The following is an 18383-nucleotide window of genomic DNA, read 5'->3' as shown; positions in this document are numbered from 1 at the left end:
TGCACCTCACTGAGCAAAAAAACCTCTTGGTCAAAAGGGGATTAGGCAGGTCAATTCACCTTCCGAACTTACATATACCGAATGTACTAGGAGATTTATAACCTTGGATGAATTGGTAATGGTTCAGGGATTTGAGATAATGTGATAACGAATCCCTCATTGGTGGGATTGGACCCGGAATTGGTTAGTGGGAAACCATTTTACTAGTTCCGGGTATTTTCATGTTCATCTTAAGACAGATAGGTCTAAATGGTTTTTTATAGTAGATGTTCTTTATTGTTTAATAGTTTCAAGGTAAAATAAAAAGTAACAGAAAATTATAAATACAGGGGAGGGATGGGATGGTTGACAATTCACAGCTACAGAAAAAAGAAACACTTGCCAATTTGTTCTTAAGGTCCGTTTCAATTTTAGGTTTGATTACATTCGGCATTGCCATCTACATAGCTGAAGTTCCAGACAACTTGATCGTCTTGCTGTTATTCGTGCTTTTCCTTTTCATAACCGAATTCTTTCCTATGGCTGTCTGGAAGGGACATAGCTCACTAAGTTTTCCTTTAGTATTCACCCTGTATCTGATTTATGGTTTGCCTATAGTCGTGATTGTATATGGACTTATCGTCTTGACGGTCAATATTGCCCAAAGACGTCCTTTAAGAATATTGTTTTTCAATCCTTCACAATTGGTATTGAGTTTTATAGCAGCAATCCAACTTTCCCGATTCATACATGGAATAATAAACCCAGAAGAACTATTCCTACCGGTTACAATGCTGTCTATGTTGATGATCACCGTCTTTTATTTTGTCATCAATAATATCTTTGTAGACCTTGTTTTATTGATCAGACCGCAAGTATACCCTGTCCGTCTGTGGTTAAAGAAATTCAACTCTGAATTGATCAGTGCGTTCATCTCGATCAGTTATATAGCAATCATGCTTATACTGGGAAATCAGAATCGTGGTGTAGTCGATGTCTATTCCTATTTCTTCTTTTTCTCTCCACTTGTTGGTCTGGCATTGCTGAGCTCTTTTATTGTCAGGATACAGTCCGAACGAAACCGATTGAACGCACTGTTCAACATCTCGACTGAATTGAACCGATTGCTGCCGTCTAAGGATTGGGTGGAGTCGATCAGATCAAGCTTGAATGAGTTTGTGGAAGCTGATGCAACCGTTCTATGGGTAAAAGAAGATGGACAATGGAAAGTCCGTTTCCAACATGGACAGGTTATAAAAGGAAAAGGGGAATGCATCAAAGAAGTCCGCCATTTTGAAGAGGTAAAAGATACACTTGTATTCCAGGACAGGAAAAAGGATCCAGGACTCACTCCAACTTGCTTCAATAAAGCGATGAAAGCATTCGTCTATGCTCCGATTGTCCTTGAAGGGAACTCCCTTGGGATGCTGGCAGTAGCGAGGACACGCAGCAAGAGCTTCCGAAACGAAGATGTGCAATCGATCGCAACCCTGGCGAACCAGCTCGCGGTTGTCATAAAAACGAGGATGTTGATCGTGGAACAAGAGAAACGGACTTTATTGGAAGAGAGGAACCGGATTGCTCGAGACATACATGATGGTGTTGCCCAATCGCTTGCAGGAGCAGTCATGAAACTGGAAACCGCCGAACGGAAATTCTACCAAAAACCACCTGAGTCCCATCATCTTGTTAAGGACAGCCTTGCTAAGCTCCGGCTCAGTTTAACAGAAATCCGACAATCGATTTATGCATTGAGGCCATACGAAACAGAACGAGTCGGCTTGAAACAAGCGGTTCTTAAGCGGATCGATGTCATCAAACAGGAAACCGGGCTTGATATCAGCTATGAAGAAAGAGGGAACCCGATCTTTCTGAGTACGATGGTGGAGAAAATCATGTTCGATATTTTTCAGGAGAGCTTTCAGAACATCATCAAGCATGCAGAGGCATCAAAAGTAAACGTGCTTCTCAGTTACCAGAAGGAACACGTCCTCCTGAAGGTGACCGACAATGGCATCGGCTTTTCATTACTCGATGCGATGGTGAAGGCGAAGAACGATCCGCACTTCGGAATACTTAGCATGAATGAACAAGCGGATAAAGTCGGTGCTGTTTTGCAGATTGATAGTAAAGAAGGAAAAGGAACCGAGATCAATTTAACGATCCCGAAACTCGGGTTCGAAGGAGGAATGGAAGATGATCAACGTCATGCTCGTGGATGATCATGCTGTCTTAAGGGATGGGCTGAAAAATATTTTCGAAATGGAAGAAGACATTCAAGTAGTCGGTGAGGCAGTCAATGGGAACAACGCCTTAGAGATCCTTAAGGGGTTGAAGCCGGATGTCGTCTTACTGGATATCAATTTACCTGATAAAAACGGGGTCGAGCTGACAGCGATTATAAAGAGGGATTACCCAGATGTGAAGATATTGATTTTGACGATGCATAGTATGGACGAGTATTTCATGGCTGCAATCCGGGAAGGGGCGGATGGGTATTTACTGAAGGACGCACCTTCCGTCCAAGTCGTCGAGGCGATCAGGACCGTAGCGAAAGGTGAATCTGTGATCGATCCTTCATTGACGAAGAAGCTGCTTGGCTATTACAACCAGAAAAGTGAACCAGCTGGTAAATCGGAATTGACAGAACGAGAAAAGGAAGTGCTGATCTGTCTGGTTGACGGGCTAAGCAACAAAGAGATTGGAGAAAGGCTGTATATCAGTGACAAAACAGTCAAAATCCATGTCAGCAAGATTTTTAAGAAAATCAACGTGAAGAGCCGGTCCCAGGCCGTTATCTACGCCGTCCAGAATCAGCTTGTACCATTGCCTTGATCATCTGAAACGGAGGCTTCTCTTTTATTGAAGAGAAGCTTTTTTATGGAATTGTCGTCATTTTTGGGGGATTGTGGTGTTCAGTTATATCTTATTGATCCATCCCCGGAAGATTCTCGAATACGAAAGGAAAGGGGAAAGTTTGTTATGCAAAAGCTCTATATCGTCAGACACTGCAAAGCTGAAGGGCAGCCGCCTGAAGCCCGGCTTACTGAAGAAGGTTTTAATCAAGCAAAGGAATTAGCAGATTTCTTTACAGCGATCCAGATCGATCGGATCATATCAAGCCCTTTTACGAGAGCACAGCAATCAATTGAACCGACGGCAAGAAGGAAGGGCCTCCAAATCGAGACGGATGACCGCCTGGCAGAGCGGATTTTGAGTACAGAGCATCATGAGGACTGGCTCGAAAAATTACGGCATTCATTTGATTACATGAAGATGAGATTACAAGGTGGAGAATCAAACGAGGAAGCGATGGAACGAGCGGAAAGGTTGATTATTGATCTGAAGGAGCGTACAGAACAAAATATCATTCTGGTCACACATGGAAACCTGATGACTCTGCTGCTGAAATATTTCGATGATACATATGGATTTGAAGAATGGAAAAAGCTCAGCAACCCTGATGTATTCCTTGTTTCGTTTGAGGATGATGCTCATGAGGTGGAGCGGCTTTGGGAAAAATGAAAAATCAAGACTGATCGAGTCCATTTTCATGATATTGGGGTAGATAATTACACATTTAAGGTTCTCTGTAGACTAAATGTTCTAGATTCAGTTGAAAATGGGATTTTGCAAACAATTATCCTGACAACTATCGATCTTAACGCTACAACTTGAAATTTTTCTCGACAACTACAAAATTATCCCAACAACTACATAATTATCTTAACAACTCCAAAATGATCTTAAAAAACGAAAAAGCGGCTAGAAGACCAATCCTTCTGTAGCCGCTTTTCATCTTTATCAATACGGGCTTTTCGCCGTAAAAGTGAATGGAACATCCACACCAGAGTAGAGGCCGACATAAACGTACCTCGTACCTCCTGGAACCACCCCGGATTCATTGGCACCTGCTGTGGCGACACCGCCGATCAATTCGAAGTTTTTATTATAGAAATACACATCGTAGTCATAATCGGTTTCGCTTGATCCTTCCAACATAAAGTTATGGATGCCATCACTATATTCCTCGGGAAGTGTGATTACATAACCATCTGATCCCTGGGATGCAGGTTCAGGATTTTGTGTTGTCACAAACTCATTTTCCGTAACAGCCAGTGTCGCAGGAACACCTGCAAGGCTTCCGATACCTGTTCCGGCATTGCCAGCCTGGACTGATCCTTCAGCCACAAATGGCTCCGTCGGTTCCTCGACAATTGGCTCGATTCTTGCTTTACCTTCTGAAAATGCTTGAAGCTCTGCGACCTGGACATAGCCTTTGGAAATATCCTGAGCACTATGAGCCACAAACTTGAGGTATTTCGCCTGGACAGGTTCTTCCAGATCGAATCCTCGATAATGTAAATCTGCTATCGTCGGTCTCGGTTTTTGAGCGTCAAATTCATCCCGGACGAGAGTTGTCCAGTTTTCACCGTCAACAGAAGCTTGGACGCTGAAGTTTTTGAGAGTCGCAAAACGGTTTGCTGATACATCCTTCGCTGCGCTGACCTGGATATGGGACACGTCTACTGCTTTATCCCCCGCTAAATCGACCACGAATTCTGATCCTTTGAAACCATTTTCTTGTGTGTCAGATGCATAGACACTTGCTTCAGTATCGTCAATTGCGAGTTTGACAGGATTACTGTCAGATTCCCCAGAAACACTCTTGATTGCTGCACCGTTAAAGGAGGAAGCAACGTTCGGGGATAAATTGAACGCTAAACGGTTCTTCTCACCTGGCTTGATTTCAACATCACGGATCGTTCGGGAACCGAATCCTTTTGCCTGGATCGTGATGTCATAGGTTCCTTCCGTCATATAGGTTGCAAAACTTCCCTTTTCACCCGTAACTGAAACAGGGGTCGTACGTGCCTCGAATTCTCCGATCGTGATGCGAGCATCCGAGATTGGCTGATTCGTTGACTCATTGATTACTTTCCCGACAAGTTGACCGTTTCGCTCACCATCTGGATGATTGAAGGCTGGAACAGGGTCCGTGTCATCACCACTGTTCGATTTGGCGTCAGCTCCTAATCCGCGTTGCGCGAAAGAAGTCCATAAGGCATCATAATGCTCACCGCCATATCGCTCGAAGTCTGCAGCAATGATCGCTGTCCTCATATCCGTCATCGATGGATCTGGTACTGAAATCGGCATTGCATCAATGACAAGTTGTTCCGCAACGGATTCACCCTTTTCTTTTCCGTAACGTTCAATCAATTCTTCTCTCATATGCCATAGGATCGCCGCCCAGATGTCTCCATCAGAGTGGACCTCAGGACCTACAATGTCATAGCCGATATCCCCGTAGTTGTATGGTGCATCATCAAGTGAATAGCTGCGTATACCGCGTTCATCATTGCCGGTTACATATGCACCGACGACAGGTTTTTCCTGCAAGCCGTTTTTGGCGAGGTAGTGCATGGCGTACCAATCGCCCCAACCTTCACCCATAGAGCCGGATTGATGGCTGCCAAGCGCTTCGCCACCAGCCACAAGCCGGTTCGATAAGGCGTGGGAGTATTCGTGATAAATGATTCCTGCATCAAAGTCCCCGTCTGCATATTCGCCTTCAAATGCCCCCGGGATCGGTTCCCATAAGAACATTCCGCTCCATGCAGGGATGCCATCAGGCAACGTCAGCATGTAAGCATTATCACGTCCAGTGTAAGTCGGTGAACCGCCAGATACTGCGCCAGCCTGGACCAGACCAAGGATTGCATCTCCGTCAAGTCCGCCTTTCCCAAAGTTCGACAGCTGCAAGTTACCTGCTTCTTCTACCCAGCCTAAGTTGTAATAGTAATCATGGAACAGATTATGATGATAAAACAAGTTGGTCGATGCACTGTTGATGTCGTCAGCATAAGATGGCGGGACCGTCTGGCCTTCGGTTTCCTGCCAAGAATTTTTAAATAGATAACTGAATTCCCCAGTAGGTGCAACAGGTCTTACAGCTTGATCAGCTGGGACAAGGAAGTTGCTCCAGTTCGCAAAAGAATTTGCGTTATTCCCGAAAGTCGTCACACCTAAATCGGTGCCTGGTAAAAGCCATCCTTGTGGAGAAGCATCAGGGTCACCTTTGAACGACTTAGGTGTTTGAGTACCACCTTTAGGGGCACCAGGATAATTTTCAAAAATCAACCCTTCTGGCTCGAATAAATAATCGACAAGTGAGCGTTTATATAACTCTTTGCCAGTTTCGGCGTCAATGACAAGCTCATAGCCTTCGTTCAATTCTTCAATGAAAAGAACGCGATAGGCTGGTCGGACACCGTCTTTCGTTATGAAGGTGGCCTTTTTCACGCGTTGTTCGGCAGGAAGCACATCCCCGCCGCTGAAAACATCCCAACCATGTTCAGTCCCAACGGATTCCGGGGTATAGTCAAGATCCCCTGCTTGGATTTCTACCGCTTTATTCAACGCATCTGCAGAAGAGAGTTCGAAGTCACTGGCTAAAGATTTGGATCGGCTCGCATTACCGGTCACAGATAGGATTTTTCCATCTTTATTGACAGCAACGATGATCCGTCCGCCATAAACCGATTCGATCCCATCAAAGGTCTGTTGGAATGTCACGGGGTGAAGACCTGTTCCTTTCATCGAGTAGTCACGGCTCACTTTCAAAGAATCGATCTCTTGAACGGAAAGCCCGAAGAGCCCCGCATTTTCTTTCAGCCAGTTACGTGCTATGGTTTCGGCATCGTCACTGGAACCCTCCGTCAGATAGCCCTTTTCTTTCATGATGGCAGATGGAGTGCCGAAGAGGCTGTTCCAATCAATCTTCGTTCCTGCACCAGCATTTTCGATGAGGGTATCAGCAGCATCGAGCTGGACATCTGTCGGCAGAACCCGTTCTGTGACATCCCGGACATCGACCACTGCAGAATGTTCATGTACATGTTCTCCATCATCACTGTTCGAACCGATGGATTGTGCTGCATTTCCACCGCTCGTCACAAGGACTTGTCCTGCGAGCAATGTAAGAGTTAACGCAGTCAGTATACTTCGCTTTTTCAAAATGAAACCTCCCCTGGAAATTGTATTTGGTTGCATTTTTCTTCAGGAAATTGCAGTTTCCTCTACATATCACTGCAAATACTGACAACAGCCTATTCAGTTTATTTGTAAGGACTATTCTTGTATACAACTAAAGATATATGGTTCCTGAATAACCGCCTTGTTTTCATCTGGCCTACAACCAAATACGACATCAAAATAGACTACTGGTAGTACTCCGATTTTATACTTTAGTCTGTAGGAATGATGGTGTTTTCATGGAATGGAGGAAAGGACAGAAAACAGGGAGGATGAAAAAATGAAAAGGATCGCCATCGCGTTGGTCATGATGTTATGGATGTACGGGCAAAGTGCCGCTGCCGCGGATATGCAATTGTTGGGGGAAACGGATGTACCGGTGTTATCGAGTGACAATGTCCAATTGGTCGCTAATATTCCTGAAGCGACGATCATTTCGGCTTCTTTTTCGAAGGATGAACCTTATATGTATGCAAATACACTATCAGGGATTTCGGTTTATGATATCTCGGATCCTGCCAATCCGAAGCTGACTGGAAAAACGGCTCAGGCTCATTTTGAAAATGAAGATGGTGCTTTTGGGGAACGTCCTGATGGGAGCAAATTCATGCTGATCGGATACGATCCTGTCGGCGTCACCCCGACTTTTGAGGATAAAAGCATTTCGACTGGGAAAGAAATTGCAGTAGTTAATGTGTCAGACCCTGAAAATCCCTTTATCGCATCACGGATCAAGACAACGACCCGGACCCATACGGTGACTTGCTTATCGGAAGCATGTGAGTATGCCTATACGTCAGGAAGTGTGGATGATGAAGGGAACCCCGCCTTTTCCATCATCAATTTAAAAGACCTTACAAAACCATTTGAAGAGAAAGTACATGCGAGTTCAGTCGGTACGACCGGACACGATTGGGATATTGATTCAGCGGGAATAGCATGGCTTACAGGATTGCAAGGAACGGTGGCATATGACATATCAGACCCGTTGAACCCAGTCGTGCTTAATTCAACTGATGAACAAGGATTGCACGGGACAGAGTGGAATTCTTTCATCCACCATAATACACTCCGGCCGGATGGAGACCAATTCAAAAATCGCGGCAAAGGGGATATGGAAACGGATGAAAGTACAGAAAGGACCGGAGACCAAATCCGTCCTGGAGAAGTGTTGATGGTGACGGAAGAGGACTATCTCCATCCGGGAACGTGTGAAGATGAAGGATCATTCCAGACGTGGCATGTCCAGCATCTCAAAAAAACGCCAGGGCAGGATAAGTCTGCCATTGAACCGGGAACAGGAACGATCGAGCCTTTGGATTCCTGGAATTCGAAAATCCTGGATACAAATATCGATACACAGGCTGGATTCATCTGTTCGGCACATTACTCGTCCTATCATGAGGAAGGATTCGTTTCAATCGGTTTTTACCAGCAAGGTGTCAGGATCCTGGATGTAAGGAACCCGGCTGATATCAAACAGGTCGGCTACTGGTTCACCGGAATGCAAGAAGTTTGGGGAGCGGATTGGGTCCCTGCCCGCGATATGAATGGAGTCATGACCGGGGGGCAGTCGAACTTTGTTTATGCATACGATCCGACAAGAGGACTCGATATCCTTAAAGTCACTCTTCCAGATAAAGCTCCTGAACAAACGTCAGCGATTGAAGCTCCGATCAGTACAGAAATGATCCAGGTTCCAGCTTCACAATTATCAGATGCACTACAGGAAAAAATGTCCCATAAACACTAGGGACGTAAAATACACTAAGGCTGTCATACATGTCTTTTTTTGCGCCAATGATTATTCACACTTGAAGAATAAGTGTAACGAAGCTTGGTTTTATTTAAGCGAAATTCGCTACACTCCTGCGGGAAAAGCGAGCCAGGCGAGACCTTCGTTGCTGACCGGGTGCCTTCCGCTTTTTTATTGATAATGATGATATATAGGGATAGAATGATTCTATCACTTAAATGACTTCACGAAGTCGATGGTAAAGGAAGTGGTCCATTTGGGGATAGAACAGAAAATATTGCCCGCAATCCGGAATATGAAAGATTTCGAGAAATTACTCGACAGCAATTATGAATATCTTGTCCTGCTCGACAGCCATATCAGCCAACTCCGGAGCATTACACAAACCGCAAAACGTCATGGCAAGAAGCTCCTGGTTCATGTCGACCTGATCCAGGGATTGAAAAATGACGAGCATGCAGCAGCATTCCTAGCCCAGGATATAAAAGTCGACGGGGTCATTTCGACCAGGGCAAGCGTGATCATGACCGCTAAGAAAAAAGGGGTTCTTGCCATACAAAGGCTGTTTCTACTCGATTCAAGCGCCTTGAAGAAAAGCTATGCGTTACTTGAAAAAACGCAGCCTGATTATATTGAGGTCCTGCCAGGCATTATGCCGGAAATCATAACGGAAGTACATGAAAAAACAGGGATCCCTATTTTTGCCGGCGGACTGGTCCGTACGGTCGAAGATGTCGAAAATGCCCTATCAGCCGGTGCGACAGCTGCCACCACATCAAGGGCGAGTCTCTGGAAACATTTTGTAATAGGAATGTAATGAAAACAGATATTGACAGCGCTTTCCTCATCGTGTAACGTAGTGTACAAGTTAATAGCCATGTGACGGAGACGAGGAGATCCACACCTGTCCACTCATTTTTATAAATGAGTGGATATGTGTGGACTTTTCTATTTTCATCAGGCATGGCGAAACATATGAAGATCATTCTGCGCAGATGATCCCTACAACTACTTATTTTTTGTAAAGGTTTCCAATCTATCAATAGGAGGAAGCATCATGTCGACATTCATGGCAGAAATTATAGGAACAATGATTTTGATCATTTTGGGAGGTGGCGTCGTCGGTGGTGTCGTATTAAAAAAGACAAAGGCACAAGATTCCGGCTGGATCGTCATTACGATGGGATGGGGCTTGGCTGTTGCAGTAGCTGTCTATGCCGTCGGCGGGTTCAGTGGGGCACATATCAATCCTGCAGTAACACTGGGTCTTGCTTCGATCGGTGAATTTCCTTGGTCACAGGTCCCTATGTATATAACAGCCCAGATGATCGGAGCATTTTTTGGGGCTGTCATCGTGTACTTCCATTACCTGCCTCACTGGAGGGAAACGGAAGAACCGGAATTGAAGTTAGCGGTTTTTTCAACAGACCCTGCAATCAGGCATTCCTTTTCGAACCTGTTAAGTGAGGTTATCGGTACGTTCGTCCTTCTGCTTGGGTTGCTGGCGATCGGGGCGAATCAGTTTACGGAAGGGTTGAACCCGCTCATTGTCGGATTTTTGATTGTAGCGATCGGCTTGTCACTTGGAGGAACAACGGGTTACGCGATCAATCCTGCACGTGACTTAGGTCCCCGCATCGCACATTTTCTCCTGCCTATTGCAGGTAAAGGGACATCAGATTGGGGATATGCCTGGATCCCTATCGTCGGGCCGATTCTCGGAGGGGTGTATGGAGCCCTATTTTATAAAAAGATATTCTTAGGCATCGATTCGTTGGCCTTCTGGATCGTAGGAGCCATGATTTTACTCGTGTTGTCAGCAGCTTATATGACGAGTGAAAAAGAGTTGCCGATCAAAAATAAAGCAACGACAGCAAGCCTTAAAGAAACAATTCAATAATAGGGGAGGAATTGACATGGAAAAATACATTCTATCATTGGACCAGGGGACGACAAGCTCACGGGCGATCTTGTTCAATAAGGAAGGGGAAATTGTCCATACTGCACAAAGGGAATTTAAACAGCACTTTCCAAAGTCAGGCTGGGTGGAGCATAATGCCAATGAAATTTGGGGGTCGGTCCTGGCCGTCATTGCGCAGGTTTTATCCGAAACCAATACAAACCCTGAACAAATTGCTGCTATTGGTATCACGAACCAGCGGGAAACCACTGTGGTTTGGGACAAGACGACGGAAAAACCGATCTATCACGCAATCGTATGGCAATCCCGGCAGACGGCTGGTATTTGTGAAGAGCTGAAAGGAAAAGGTTACAATGATACATTCCGAGAAAAAACCGGCCTTTTGATCGATGCTTATTTCTCTGGAACCAAAGTGAAGTGGATCCTTGACAATGTAGAAGGTGCGAGAGAAAAAGCTGAAGCTGGAGACTTGTTGTTCGGAACCATCGATTCGTGGCTGATTTGGAAACTGACAGGCGGACAAGCCCATGTCACCGACTATTCCAATGCTTCGAGGACATTGTTGTTCAATATCCATGAATTGAAATGGGATGAAGAACTTCTCGATATTCTCGAAGTACCGAAGTCTATGCTTCCAGAAGTAAAACCATCGTCCGAAGTTTATGGCCATACGGTAGAGCATCATTTCTTCGGCCAGTCGATCCCAATTGCCGGGGTTGCAGGTGACCAGCAAGCAGCTCTGTTCGGACAAGCCTGTTATGAAGAAGGAATGGCGAAAAACACATACGGGACCGGCTGCTTCATGCTGATGAATACAGGTGAAAAAGCAGTGAGCTCCGATCATGGGCTCTTGACGACAATCGCTTGGGGAATCGATGGCAAAGTCGAATATGCGCTTGAAGGCAGTATTTTTGTTGCAGGTTCAGCGGTCCAGTGGCTCCGTGATGGGTTGAGGATGTTCAGCCATGCTTCTGACAGTGAAAAATATGCCGAGCGTGTAGAATCGACCGAAGGGGTCTATGTCGTTCCAGCTTTTGTAGGACTTGGTACCCCATATTGGGATAGTGATGTAAGAGGGGCGGTATTCGGGATCACCCGCGGAACCTCCAAGGAACATTTCGTAAGAGCTACGCTTGAATCATTGGCTTATCAGACGAAGGATGTATTGACAGCAATGGAGGCAGATTCAGGTATATCATTAAAGGCTTTACGTGTAGACGGCGGTGCAGTGAAGAACAATTTTCTCGCACAATTCCAGAGCGACATACTGGGAGTGGCAGTCGAACGTCCTGTCGTAAACGAAACGACTGCATTGGGCGCGGCATATTTGGCAGGCCTTGCTGTAGGATATTGGAAGGACCGTTCTGAAATTTCGAAACAGTGGAAAGTGGATCATACCTTTAAAGACAACATGGGTGAAGAGGAACGTAATTCGCTTTATGAAGGTTGGAAAAAAGCGGTACACGCAACTATGGCATTCAAATAAAAAGTATGCTACGATAAAAGTAAGTTAATATTGCTGGTCGGAGAAACGGAGAGACCACAACACCCGATAAGGTCATATGATTTTATAGGGAAGTTGTGGTCTCTTTTTGTTTTTTAAAACCAAAAATCGATAAACGTATTGTGGAAGAAACTTTGTAAGGGTTCTATAAAAAAGGAGTGCAAATGATGAAACCATCTTTTACAAGCAGAGACCGTATAGAGAAACTGCAAACCATGGAAAGTGAAGAATATGATGTATTCGTGATCGGAGGCGGAATTACCGGGGCTGGCATTGCGCTTGATGCAGCTGCCAGAGGGATGAATATCGCCCTTGTCGACATGCAGGATTTTGCAGCTGGAACATCGAGCCGTTCGACGAAACTGGTTCATGGGGGTCTTCGCTATTTGAAACAGTTTGAAATCAAGATGGTTGCAGAAGTCGGTAAAGAGCGTGCAATCGTGTATGAAAATGGACCTCATGTCACCACCCCGGAATGGATGCTTTTGCCAATCTATAAAGGGGGGACATTCGGTCGTTTCAGTACATCGTTCGGTTTGTGGGTTTATGACTTTTTAGCAGGTGTAAGACGAGGCGAAAGACGGAAGATGCTCAGCGCTGCCGAGACACTTGAGAAAGAACCGACTTTGAAAAAAGAAGGTTTGAAAGGCGGCGGCTACTATGTAGAATATCGTACCGATGACGCCAGACTGACAATTGAAGTCCTCAAGAAAGGTGTTGAACATGGCGTTCATGCACTCAATTATGTGAAAGTGGAAGAATTCATATACGAAGACGGTCGGGCAGTGGGCGTGGTCCTGAAGGATCAATTAAGTAATGGAACGTATAAGGTTCGGGCGAAAAAGATCATCAATGCTGCCGGTCCATGGGTCGACACTCTGAGAGACCGTGACAAATCGAAACAGGGGAAAACGTTGCATTTGACGAAAGGGATCCATCTCGTCTTCGGCCAGAAACGGTTCCCTTTACAGCAGGCGATTTACTTTGATACACCAGATGGGCGGATGGTCTTTGCGATTCCGAGGAACGGTAAGACCTATGTAGGTACCACGGATACGAATTATGAATCCGATATGAAGACACCAAGGATGACACATGCGGATCGTGAATATGTATTGGATGCGATTGATTTCATATTCCCGGACTTGAAGATAACCGCTGAGGACGTCGAGTCCAGCTGGGCCGGACTGCGACCCTTAATCCATGAGGAAGGTAAAGATCCGTCGGAGATTTCCCGTAAAGATGAAATTTTCATATCTGAATCGGGACTGATTACGATCGCTGGAGGAAAGTTGACGGGATATCGTAAAATGGCAGAAAGCATCGTCAATTTAGTGACAGAGCAATTGAACGAACAGGGATTCGGAACATTCCCTGGTTGCAGAACAAAGCACATGCCGATTTCTGGAGGAGACGTCGGTGGGTCTAAGAATTTTCTTGCATTCAAAGAAGAGAAGACTGAACAAGGTGTCCGGCTCGGGCTTGATGAAAACCTCGCTGAAAGATTAGTCCAACGTTACGGTTCGAACATCGATCATATATATGATATCTATACAAGTCTTGAAGAGGAAGTATCGATGCCCAAGTACCTCCATGCTATCCTCCAATACAGTATCGATGCAGAAATGGCAAGCAAGCCGATCGATTTTTTCATCCGTCGTACCGGAGCGCTTTTCTTCGATATCGAATGGGTCTACAAATGGAAAAGAGCTGTAATCGAATGGATGGCAGACCAGCTTGAATGGACAGAGGAAGAAAAGCATAGGTATGAGGCAGAGCTTCAAGAACACCTCACCCATTCCATCACCCCGCTTGATCTGAAAGAAGAGGAAACGGCGATATAACCGCTTTAAGAAGGTACCGACTTGCAAATTGACTAAGCAAAGTTAGGAATAAACAACCTAAAGTTAGGAATAAACACTAAAAAGTTGAGATTAGACATGAAACCGCATATCAAAACAGAATGAAAAAAGCTGGCCGTATAAAGGGCCAGCTTCATATTTGAAAGTATAAAAAGATTGTTGCGCTTTTCTCATATCCAGCCCAACGCCCAACCACTTGGATCACTTCAGTCCTCCTGCAGCGGTCGATACATTGATTTAAATCGAAGTGTTGACCCGCGCAGAACCGAACTTTGTTTGGTTCGAGCCTCCTCGTCGGACTCCCAGTGACCTTCGTGGCTGACCAGGGCGTTTGCGCTTTTCATATCATTGTCTGTATTGATTCTGCTGGATGTTTTGAGCGGGTGCATAGCTTTGCAGCATTTGCGTCATATCCTGTTGAGCAAGCTGTGCCACCTGATAATAATTATGCTTGTTTTGGTACAGGTAGATTTCATAGGCCATTTCGATAAAGTTCGGCACACTATCCGCAATGACCCTCCTTAATACAGGATTGGTCATCTCCAATGCTGCCATCGCAAATAACGATGCAGTGGATTTAGCCAAACCTAGCATATACCCTGACACACTTTCATCATTCACCTGGTTGGCAGAGGTGAATGGCTTTTTCGGTTGGCCAGGTGTCAGCCCATAAATCGTGTCATTGTTTTGCTGCATCTTATACACGCGTGTTGAGTGAGTCGGCTTTTGTCCTGTCGTGAAGGTTTCTACTATGGTGTTATACAGGTCGGTAATGAAGCTGTGTTGGCGATAAAGCATCGTGCGCAGCTCTTGATCCTTGATGAATTGATCATAAAGGAGATACTGATCGAGCATGCCTTTGATTGAAGATAATACTTCATGGCTATCGAATATTTCGTGGCCGCCATGTGCCATACTTGGGGGAACCAGGTTTGGTGTTGGATTCATGTTCTGCTGTGACTGGGGTTGCTGTTGTAAGTTTCCATTTTGGATTCCAAACGGCTTTGTATTCGGCTGTTGGGAAATGTTTGGATTCATTTGATTCTGCATTCCTTTTCCTCCTGCGTAAGTTTTTACGTCATTAGTGTTTCTACTAAGGTGGAAAACATGTATTAAAAAGAAGAAACTTATATTTTCAATACCTCTTTATTTACGGAATTATCTGACTTTGCTAAGATAAAGAAAGCGCCTATATATGGGATGTGCCTGTATTTTTTTAAAAAAATTTTCTCTTTTTGGGAGTGATTGCAGTGAGTTTAGTATTGCAAGAAGGGCAGCAGATCAAGGAATTTTTCCATCAACATCAAACGGAAATTGAAGAAAATTTGCTGGCAGAAGCAGTAAATGTAAAAGAGAAAATCGAAGAGATCCAAATGATCGGGAACATTAATCTCATTAAAAACGCCCATAGGCTTATCGGATATGTTGTGGAGCAGAATACAGAAGATCTTGAGAAATTTGCTGAGCAAGAAGGAATCGTATGGGCGAGGCATTCTATGACATTGACCTTCAAACTGGATTGGGTGCACGCAATCAGAAGAACCCTCTGGAGTTTCCTCTATAGATATGATCAAACACAGAATAAATCTGATTGTATAGAAGAATTTTATGCATTGGAAAAAACGATCAATGAACAGATCGACAAATTTCTAAATGTATTTTTTATCAGTTACTCAACGTATAAAGATAAGTTGCTTGAAGCAGAACGGAAATTGGTGGAAAATCTATCTGTACAAATCATACCGATCAGCTCAACGACGGCGATATTTCCATTAATCGGAACGATTGATAGCTCCCGGTCCGAAACAATAAAAGATAAAGTTTTGGCTGAAGTGGGCAAGGGAAGAATTCAAACCTTGATTATCGACCTATCAGGAGTAGCAGACATGGAGGGTGAAGGCACTCACCACTTGTTGAAAGTCATTGATGGCATTTCATTGATGGGCTGTGAAGCGATCATCACAGGAACGCGTGCCGATATAGCAAGCAAGATGGTGAAAGAAGGACTTTCCTTCAGGGATAAAGCTGAAGTGAAAGCGAACTTACAGCAAGCAATCACAGATGTCTTTACAGGGGAAGAACAATCTGACTAATAGGCAAGCGATACACTTCAAACCCAATTCACACCCCCACTACTATATCCAATTAGGTCCCACCTAGTAGTATCGACTCATATAAAGTAAACCTGTTTCGTCGTTTCCTCCGCAGGGTACATCCCTAATGTGTAATCATTATTACATAATAAACGTCCTAAGGAGGAAGGCGTGATGAGCGATAAACAAAATAAGAAACATGAACAGCTTGAACAAGACCGTGTGGATGATTCAGGTAAGAAATTGACGACCAACCAGGGTGTTAAAGTGTCTGAGGATGAATTTTCATTAAAAGCTGGTGAACGTGGTCCGACATTGATGGAGGACTTTCATTTTCGAGAAAAAATGACGCATTTCGATCATGAGCGTATTCCGGAACGGATCGTACACGCTCGCGGATTTGCTGCTCACGGTGAATTCCAGGTCTATGAATCGATGAAAAAATACACCAAGGCCGATTTCTTGCAAGACCCATCTAAGAAAACGCCTGTATTTGTCCGTTTTTCAACCGTGGCTGGATCAAAAGGTTCTGCTGAAACAGTACGGGACGCACGCGGTTTTGCGACGAAATTTTATACAGATGAAGGGAACTTCGATCTAGTAGGAAACAATATTCCGGTCTTCTTCATCCAGGATGCAATGAAATTTCCGGATCTTGTGCATGCGCTAAAACCTGAGCCACATAATGAAATACCGCAAGCTGCTTCAGCCCATGACACCTTCTGGGATTTCGTAGCAAATAACCAGGAGTCTGCTCATATGGTGATGTGGGCGATGTCTGGACGGGCAATACCAAGGAGCTTCCGGATGATGGAAGGTTTCGGTGTCCATACATTCCGGTTCGTAAACGAAAGAGGAGAAGCCCATTTTATTAAGTTCCATTGGAAGCCAGTACTCGGAACGCACGCTCTCGTATGGGATGAAGCACAGAAAATATCCGGAAAGAACCCGGACTTCCATCGTGTAGACCTTTATGAATCGATTGAAAATGGAAAATATCCAGAGTACGAATTAGGTGTGCAGATCATAAAAGAAGATGATGAGTTCAAGTTTGATTTCGACATCCTTGACCCGACAAAAATTTGGCCGGAAGAAGAGATTCCAGTAAAGTTGATCGGGAAATTGACCTTGAACCGTAATGTAGATAACGTATTTGCAGAAACGGAGCAAGTGGCGTTCCATCCGGGACACGTTGTCCCAGGCATTGATTTTTCAAACGATCCGTTACTGCAAGGCCGATTATTCTCATATACAGATACCCAGTTGATCCGCCTAGGCGGTCCGAATTTCCATGAGCTGCCGATCAACAGGCCAGTATGTCCATTCCATAACAATCAACGTGATGGTTACGGGCGCCATACAATCAACAAAGGACAAGTCAGCTATCATAAAAACTCACTTGCCCAAAACACCCCAGAAACAGCGAGTGAAGAAGAGGGTGGATTCAAACACTACCAAGAAAAAGTGGAAGGTCATAAAATCCGTGCCAGAAGTGATAGCTTCAAGGATCATTTCTCACAAGCAACCTTGTTTTGGAACAGCATGACCAAGCATGAAAAAGAGGATATCAAACAAGCCTTCAGTTTTGAACTTGGAAAAGTGGAGAGCAAATCTGTGCAGCAGCAAGTGGTCGACATGTTCGCAAATGTAAGCAAAGAATTAGCAACCGATGTGGCTGATGCTATCGGGGCTGAAAAACCTCAAGGCGAGGATTCCAATGTCACAAAAGCTTCGCCTGCGTTAAGCATGGATAATACAGTAAAGAAACCTGATACTCGGAAAGTTGCAGTTATCATTGCCGCTGACTTCAATAGTAAAGGGGTTACCTCAGTGTTGGATGAACTAAAGGAAAAAGGCGTTCAACCTGAAATCGTCAGTAATAAGCTGGGCGAGGTCTATACCTCAGATGGTAAGACGCTTGAGGTGGACCATACATTCCTGACTGCTGAATCTGTCTTGTTCGATGCGGTCTATGCTGTAGGTGGAAATGAGGGGGACAAGAAGTTTTATAATGATACAGCCTACTTCATCTCCGAAGCATTCAACCATTTCAAACCGATCGGAGCAACGCATGAAGGGACAGAATGGATCAAAAAATTAGGATTAGACAAAAGCCCTGGCGTTGTGATCGGTGACAATATCAACGAATTCACTAATCAATTCGTAGAGGCAATCGCCGTACACCGCCATTGGGATAGAGAACTAGTTTAAATGGATGAAAGCCGACTCG

The 18383-nt window shown here is 44.7% G+C and carries 12 protein-coding genes; 10 read left to right on the top strand and 2 right to left on the bottom strand.

What is annotated here, in order from left to right:
- The first annotated feature begins 341 nt into the window (after positions 1-341).
- The 3 genes from L1611_RS09225 (at position 342) to L1611_RS09215 (ending at position 3504) form a co-directional block, all read left to right on the top strand.
- Positions 342-2201, top strand: coding sequence for a GAF domain-containing sensor histidine kinase (locus L1611_RS09225; protein ID WP_236312775.1), 1860 nt, complete (start codon positions 342-344; stop codon positions 2199-2201).
- A complete protein-coding gene (locus L1611_RS09220; protein ID WP_236312774.1) occupies positions 2176-2814 on the top strand; it encodes a response regulator in 639 nt (212 codons plus the stop codon). The genes L1611_RS09225 and L1611_RS09220 overlap by 26 nt, the downstream gene beginning before the upstream one ends.
- Before the next feature lie 147 nt (positions 2815-2961).
- On the top strand, positions 2962-3504 hold the full coding sequence (locus tag L1611_RS09215; RefSeq protein WP_236312773.1) for a histidine phosphatase family protein: 543 nt from the start codon (positions 2962-2964) through the stop codon (positions 3502-3504).
- A 279-nt stretch (positions 3505-3783) separates the two neighbouring features.
- Here the strand turns inward: L1611_RS09215 and L1611_RS09210 are convergent, their stop codons facing one another.
- Entirely contained in the window at positions 3784-6999 is a 3216-nt protein-coding gene (locus tag L1611_RS09210) for a M36 family metallopeptidase (RefSeq protein ID WP_236312772.1), read from the bottom strand.
- A 298-nt stretch (positions 7000-7297) separates the two neighbouring features.
- Here L1611_RS09210 and L1611_RS09205 point away from each other — a divergent pair, with 298 nt between their 5' ends.
- The 5 genes from L1611_RS09205 to L1611_RS09185 all read left to right on the top strand — a co-directional run bounded on the left by L1611_RS09205 (position 7298) and on the right by L1611_RS09185 (position 14042).
- The gene (locus L1611_RS09205; protein ID WP_236312771.1) at positions 7298-8770 is read left to right on the top strand and encodes an LVIVD repeat-containing protein; all 1473 of its coding nucleotides are present in this window, start codon (positions 7298-7300) and stop codon (positions 8768-8770) included.
- 259 nt (positions 8771-9029) lie between these two features.
- A complete protein-coding gene (locus L1611_RS09200) occupies positions 9030-9590 on the top strand; it encodes a glycerol-3-phosphate responsive antiterminator (protein ID WP_265738392.1) in 561 nt (186 codons plus the stop codon).
- Between the two features lie 240 nt (positions 9591-9830).
- Positions 9831-10673 (top strand): MIP/aquaporin family protein, encoded by an 843-nt coding sequence (locus tag L1611_RS09195; RefSeq protein WP_236312770.1) that lies wholly within the window; start codon positions 9831-9833, stop codon positions 10671-10673.
- 16 nt (positions 10674-10689) lie between these two features.
- Positions 10690-12180: a glycerol kinase GlpK gene (gene glpK / locus L1611_RS09190; RefSeq protein WP_236312769.1), complete on the top strand. Its 1491-nt coding sequence runs from the start codon at positions 10690-10692 to the stop codon at positions 12178-12180.
- A 182-nt stretch (positions 12181-12362) separates the two neighbouring features.
- A complete protein-coding gene (locus tag L1611_RS09185; protein ID WP_236312768.1) occupies positions 12363-14042 on the top strand; it encodes a glycerol-3-phosphate dehydrogenase/oxidase in 1680 nt (559 codons plus the stop codon).
- Between the two features lie 363 nt (positions 14043-14405).
- Here L1611_RS09185 and L1611_RS09180 read toward each other — a convergent pair whose 3' ends face one another.
- Positions 14406-15110: a spore coat protein gene (locus L1611_RS09180; RefSeq protein ID WP_236312767.1), complete on the bottom strand. Its 705-nt coding sequence runs from the start codon at positions 15108-15110 to the stop codon at positions 14406-14408.
- A gap of 200 nt (positions 15111-15310) precedes the next feature.
- Between L1611_RS09180 and L1611_RS09175 the strand changes: the two genes are divergently transcribed.
- Both L1611_RS09175 and L1611_RS09170 read left to right on the top strand, forming a co-directional pair.
- Positions 15311-16153 carry an STAS domain-containing protein gene (locus L1611_RS09175; protein ID WP_236312766.1) on the top strand — a complete coding sequence of 281 codons (843 nt, stop codon included), beginning with the start codon at positions 15311-15313 and terminating at the stop codon, positions 16151-16153.
- A gap of 174 nt (positions 16154-16327) precedes the next feature.
- Entirely contained in the window at positions 16328-18364 is a 2037-nt protein-coding gene (locus L1611_RS09170; RefSeq protein WP_236312765.1) for a catalase, read from the top strand.
- The last annotated feature ends 19 nt before the right edge of the window (positions 18365-18383 follow it).

The sequence above is a fragment of the Pseudalkalibacillus salsuginis genome (assembly GCF_021646685.1).
Taxonomy (GTDB): domain Bacteria; phylum Bacillota; class Bacilli; order Bacillales; family Fictibacillaceae; genus Pseudalkalibacillus; species Pseudalkalibacillus salsuginis.
This window is presented reverse-complemented; position numbering and strand designations above follow the sequence as displayed.

Bases quoted from the DNA above. Each gene is read 5' to 3' on its own strand.
- L1611_RS09225 (WP_236312775.1), top strand. From the start codon at position 342: ATGGTTGACAATTCACAGCTACAGAAAAAAGAAACACTTGCCAATTTG.
- L1611_RS09220 (WP_236312774.1), top strand. From the start codon at position 2,176: ATGATCAACGTCATGCTCGTGGATGATCATGCTGTCTTAAGGGATGGG.
- L1611_RS09215 (WP_236312773.1), top strand. From the start codon at position 2,962: ATGCAAAAGCTCTATATCGTCAGACACTGCAAAGCTGAAGGGCAGCCG.
- L1611_RS09205 (WP_236312771.1), top strand. From the start codon at position 7,298: ATGAAAAGGATCGCCATCGCGTTGGTCATGATGTTATGGATGTACGGG.
- L1611_RS09195 (WP_236312770.1), top strand. From the start codon at position 9,831: ATGTCGACATTCATGGCAGAAATTATAGGAACAATGATTTTGATCATT.
- glpK (WP_236312769.1), top strand. From the start codon at position 10,690: ATGGAAAAATACATTCTATCATTGGACCAGGGGACGACAAGCTCACGG.
- L1611_RS09185 (WP_236312768.1), top strand. From the start codon at position 12,363: ATGATGAAACCATCTTTTACAAGCAGAGACCGTATAGAGAAACTGCAA.
- L1611_RS09180 (WP_236312767.1), bottom strand. From the start codon at position 15,110: ATGCAGAATCAAATGAATCCAAACATTTCCCAACAGCCGAATACAAAG.
- L1611_RS09170 (WP_236312765.1), top strand. From the start codon at position 16,328: ATGAGCGATAAACAAAATAAGAAACATGAACAGCTTGAACAAGACCGT.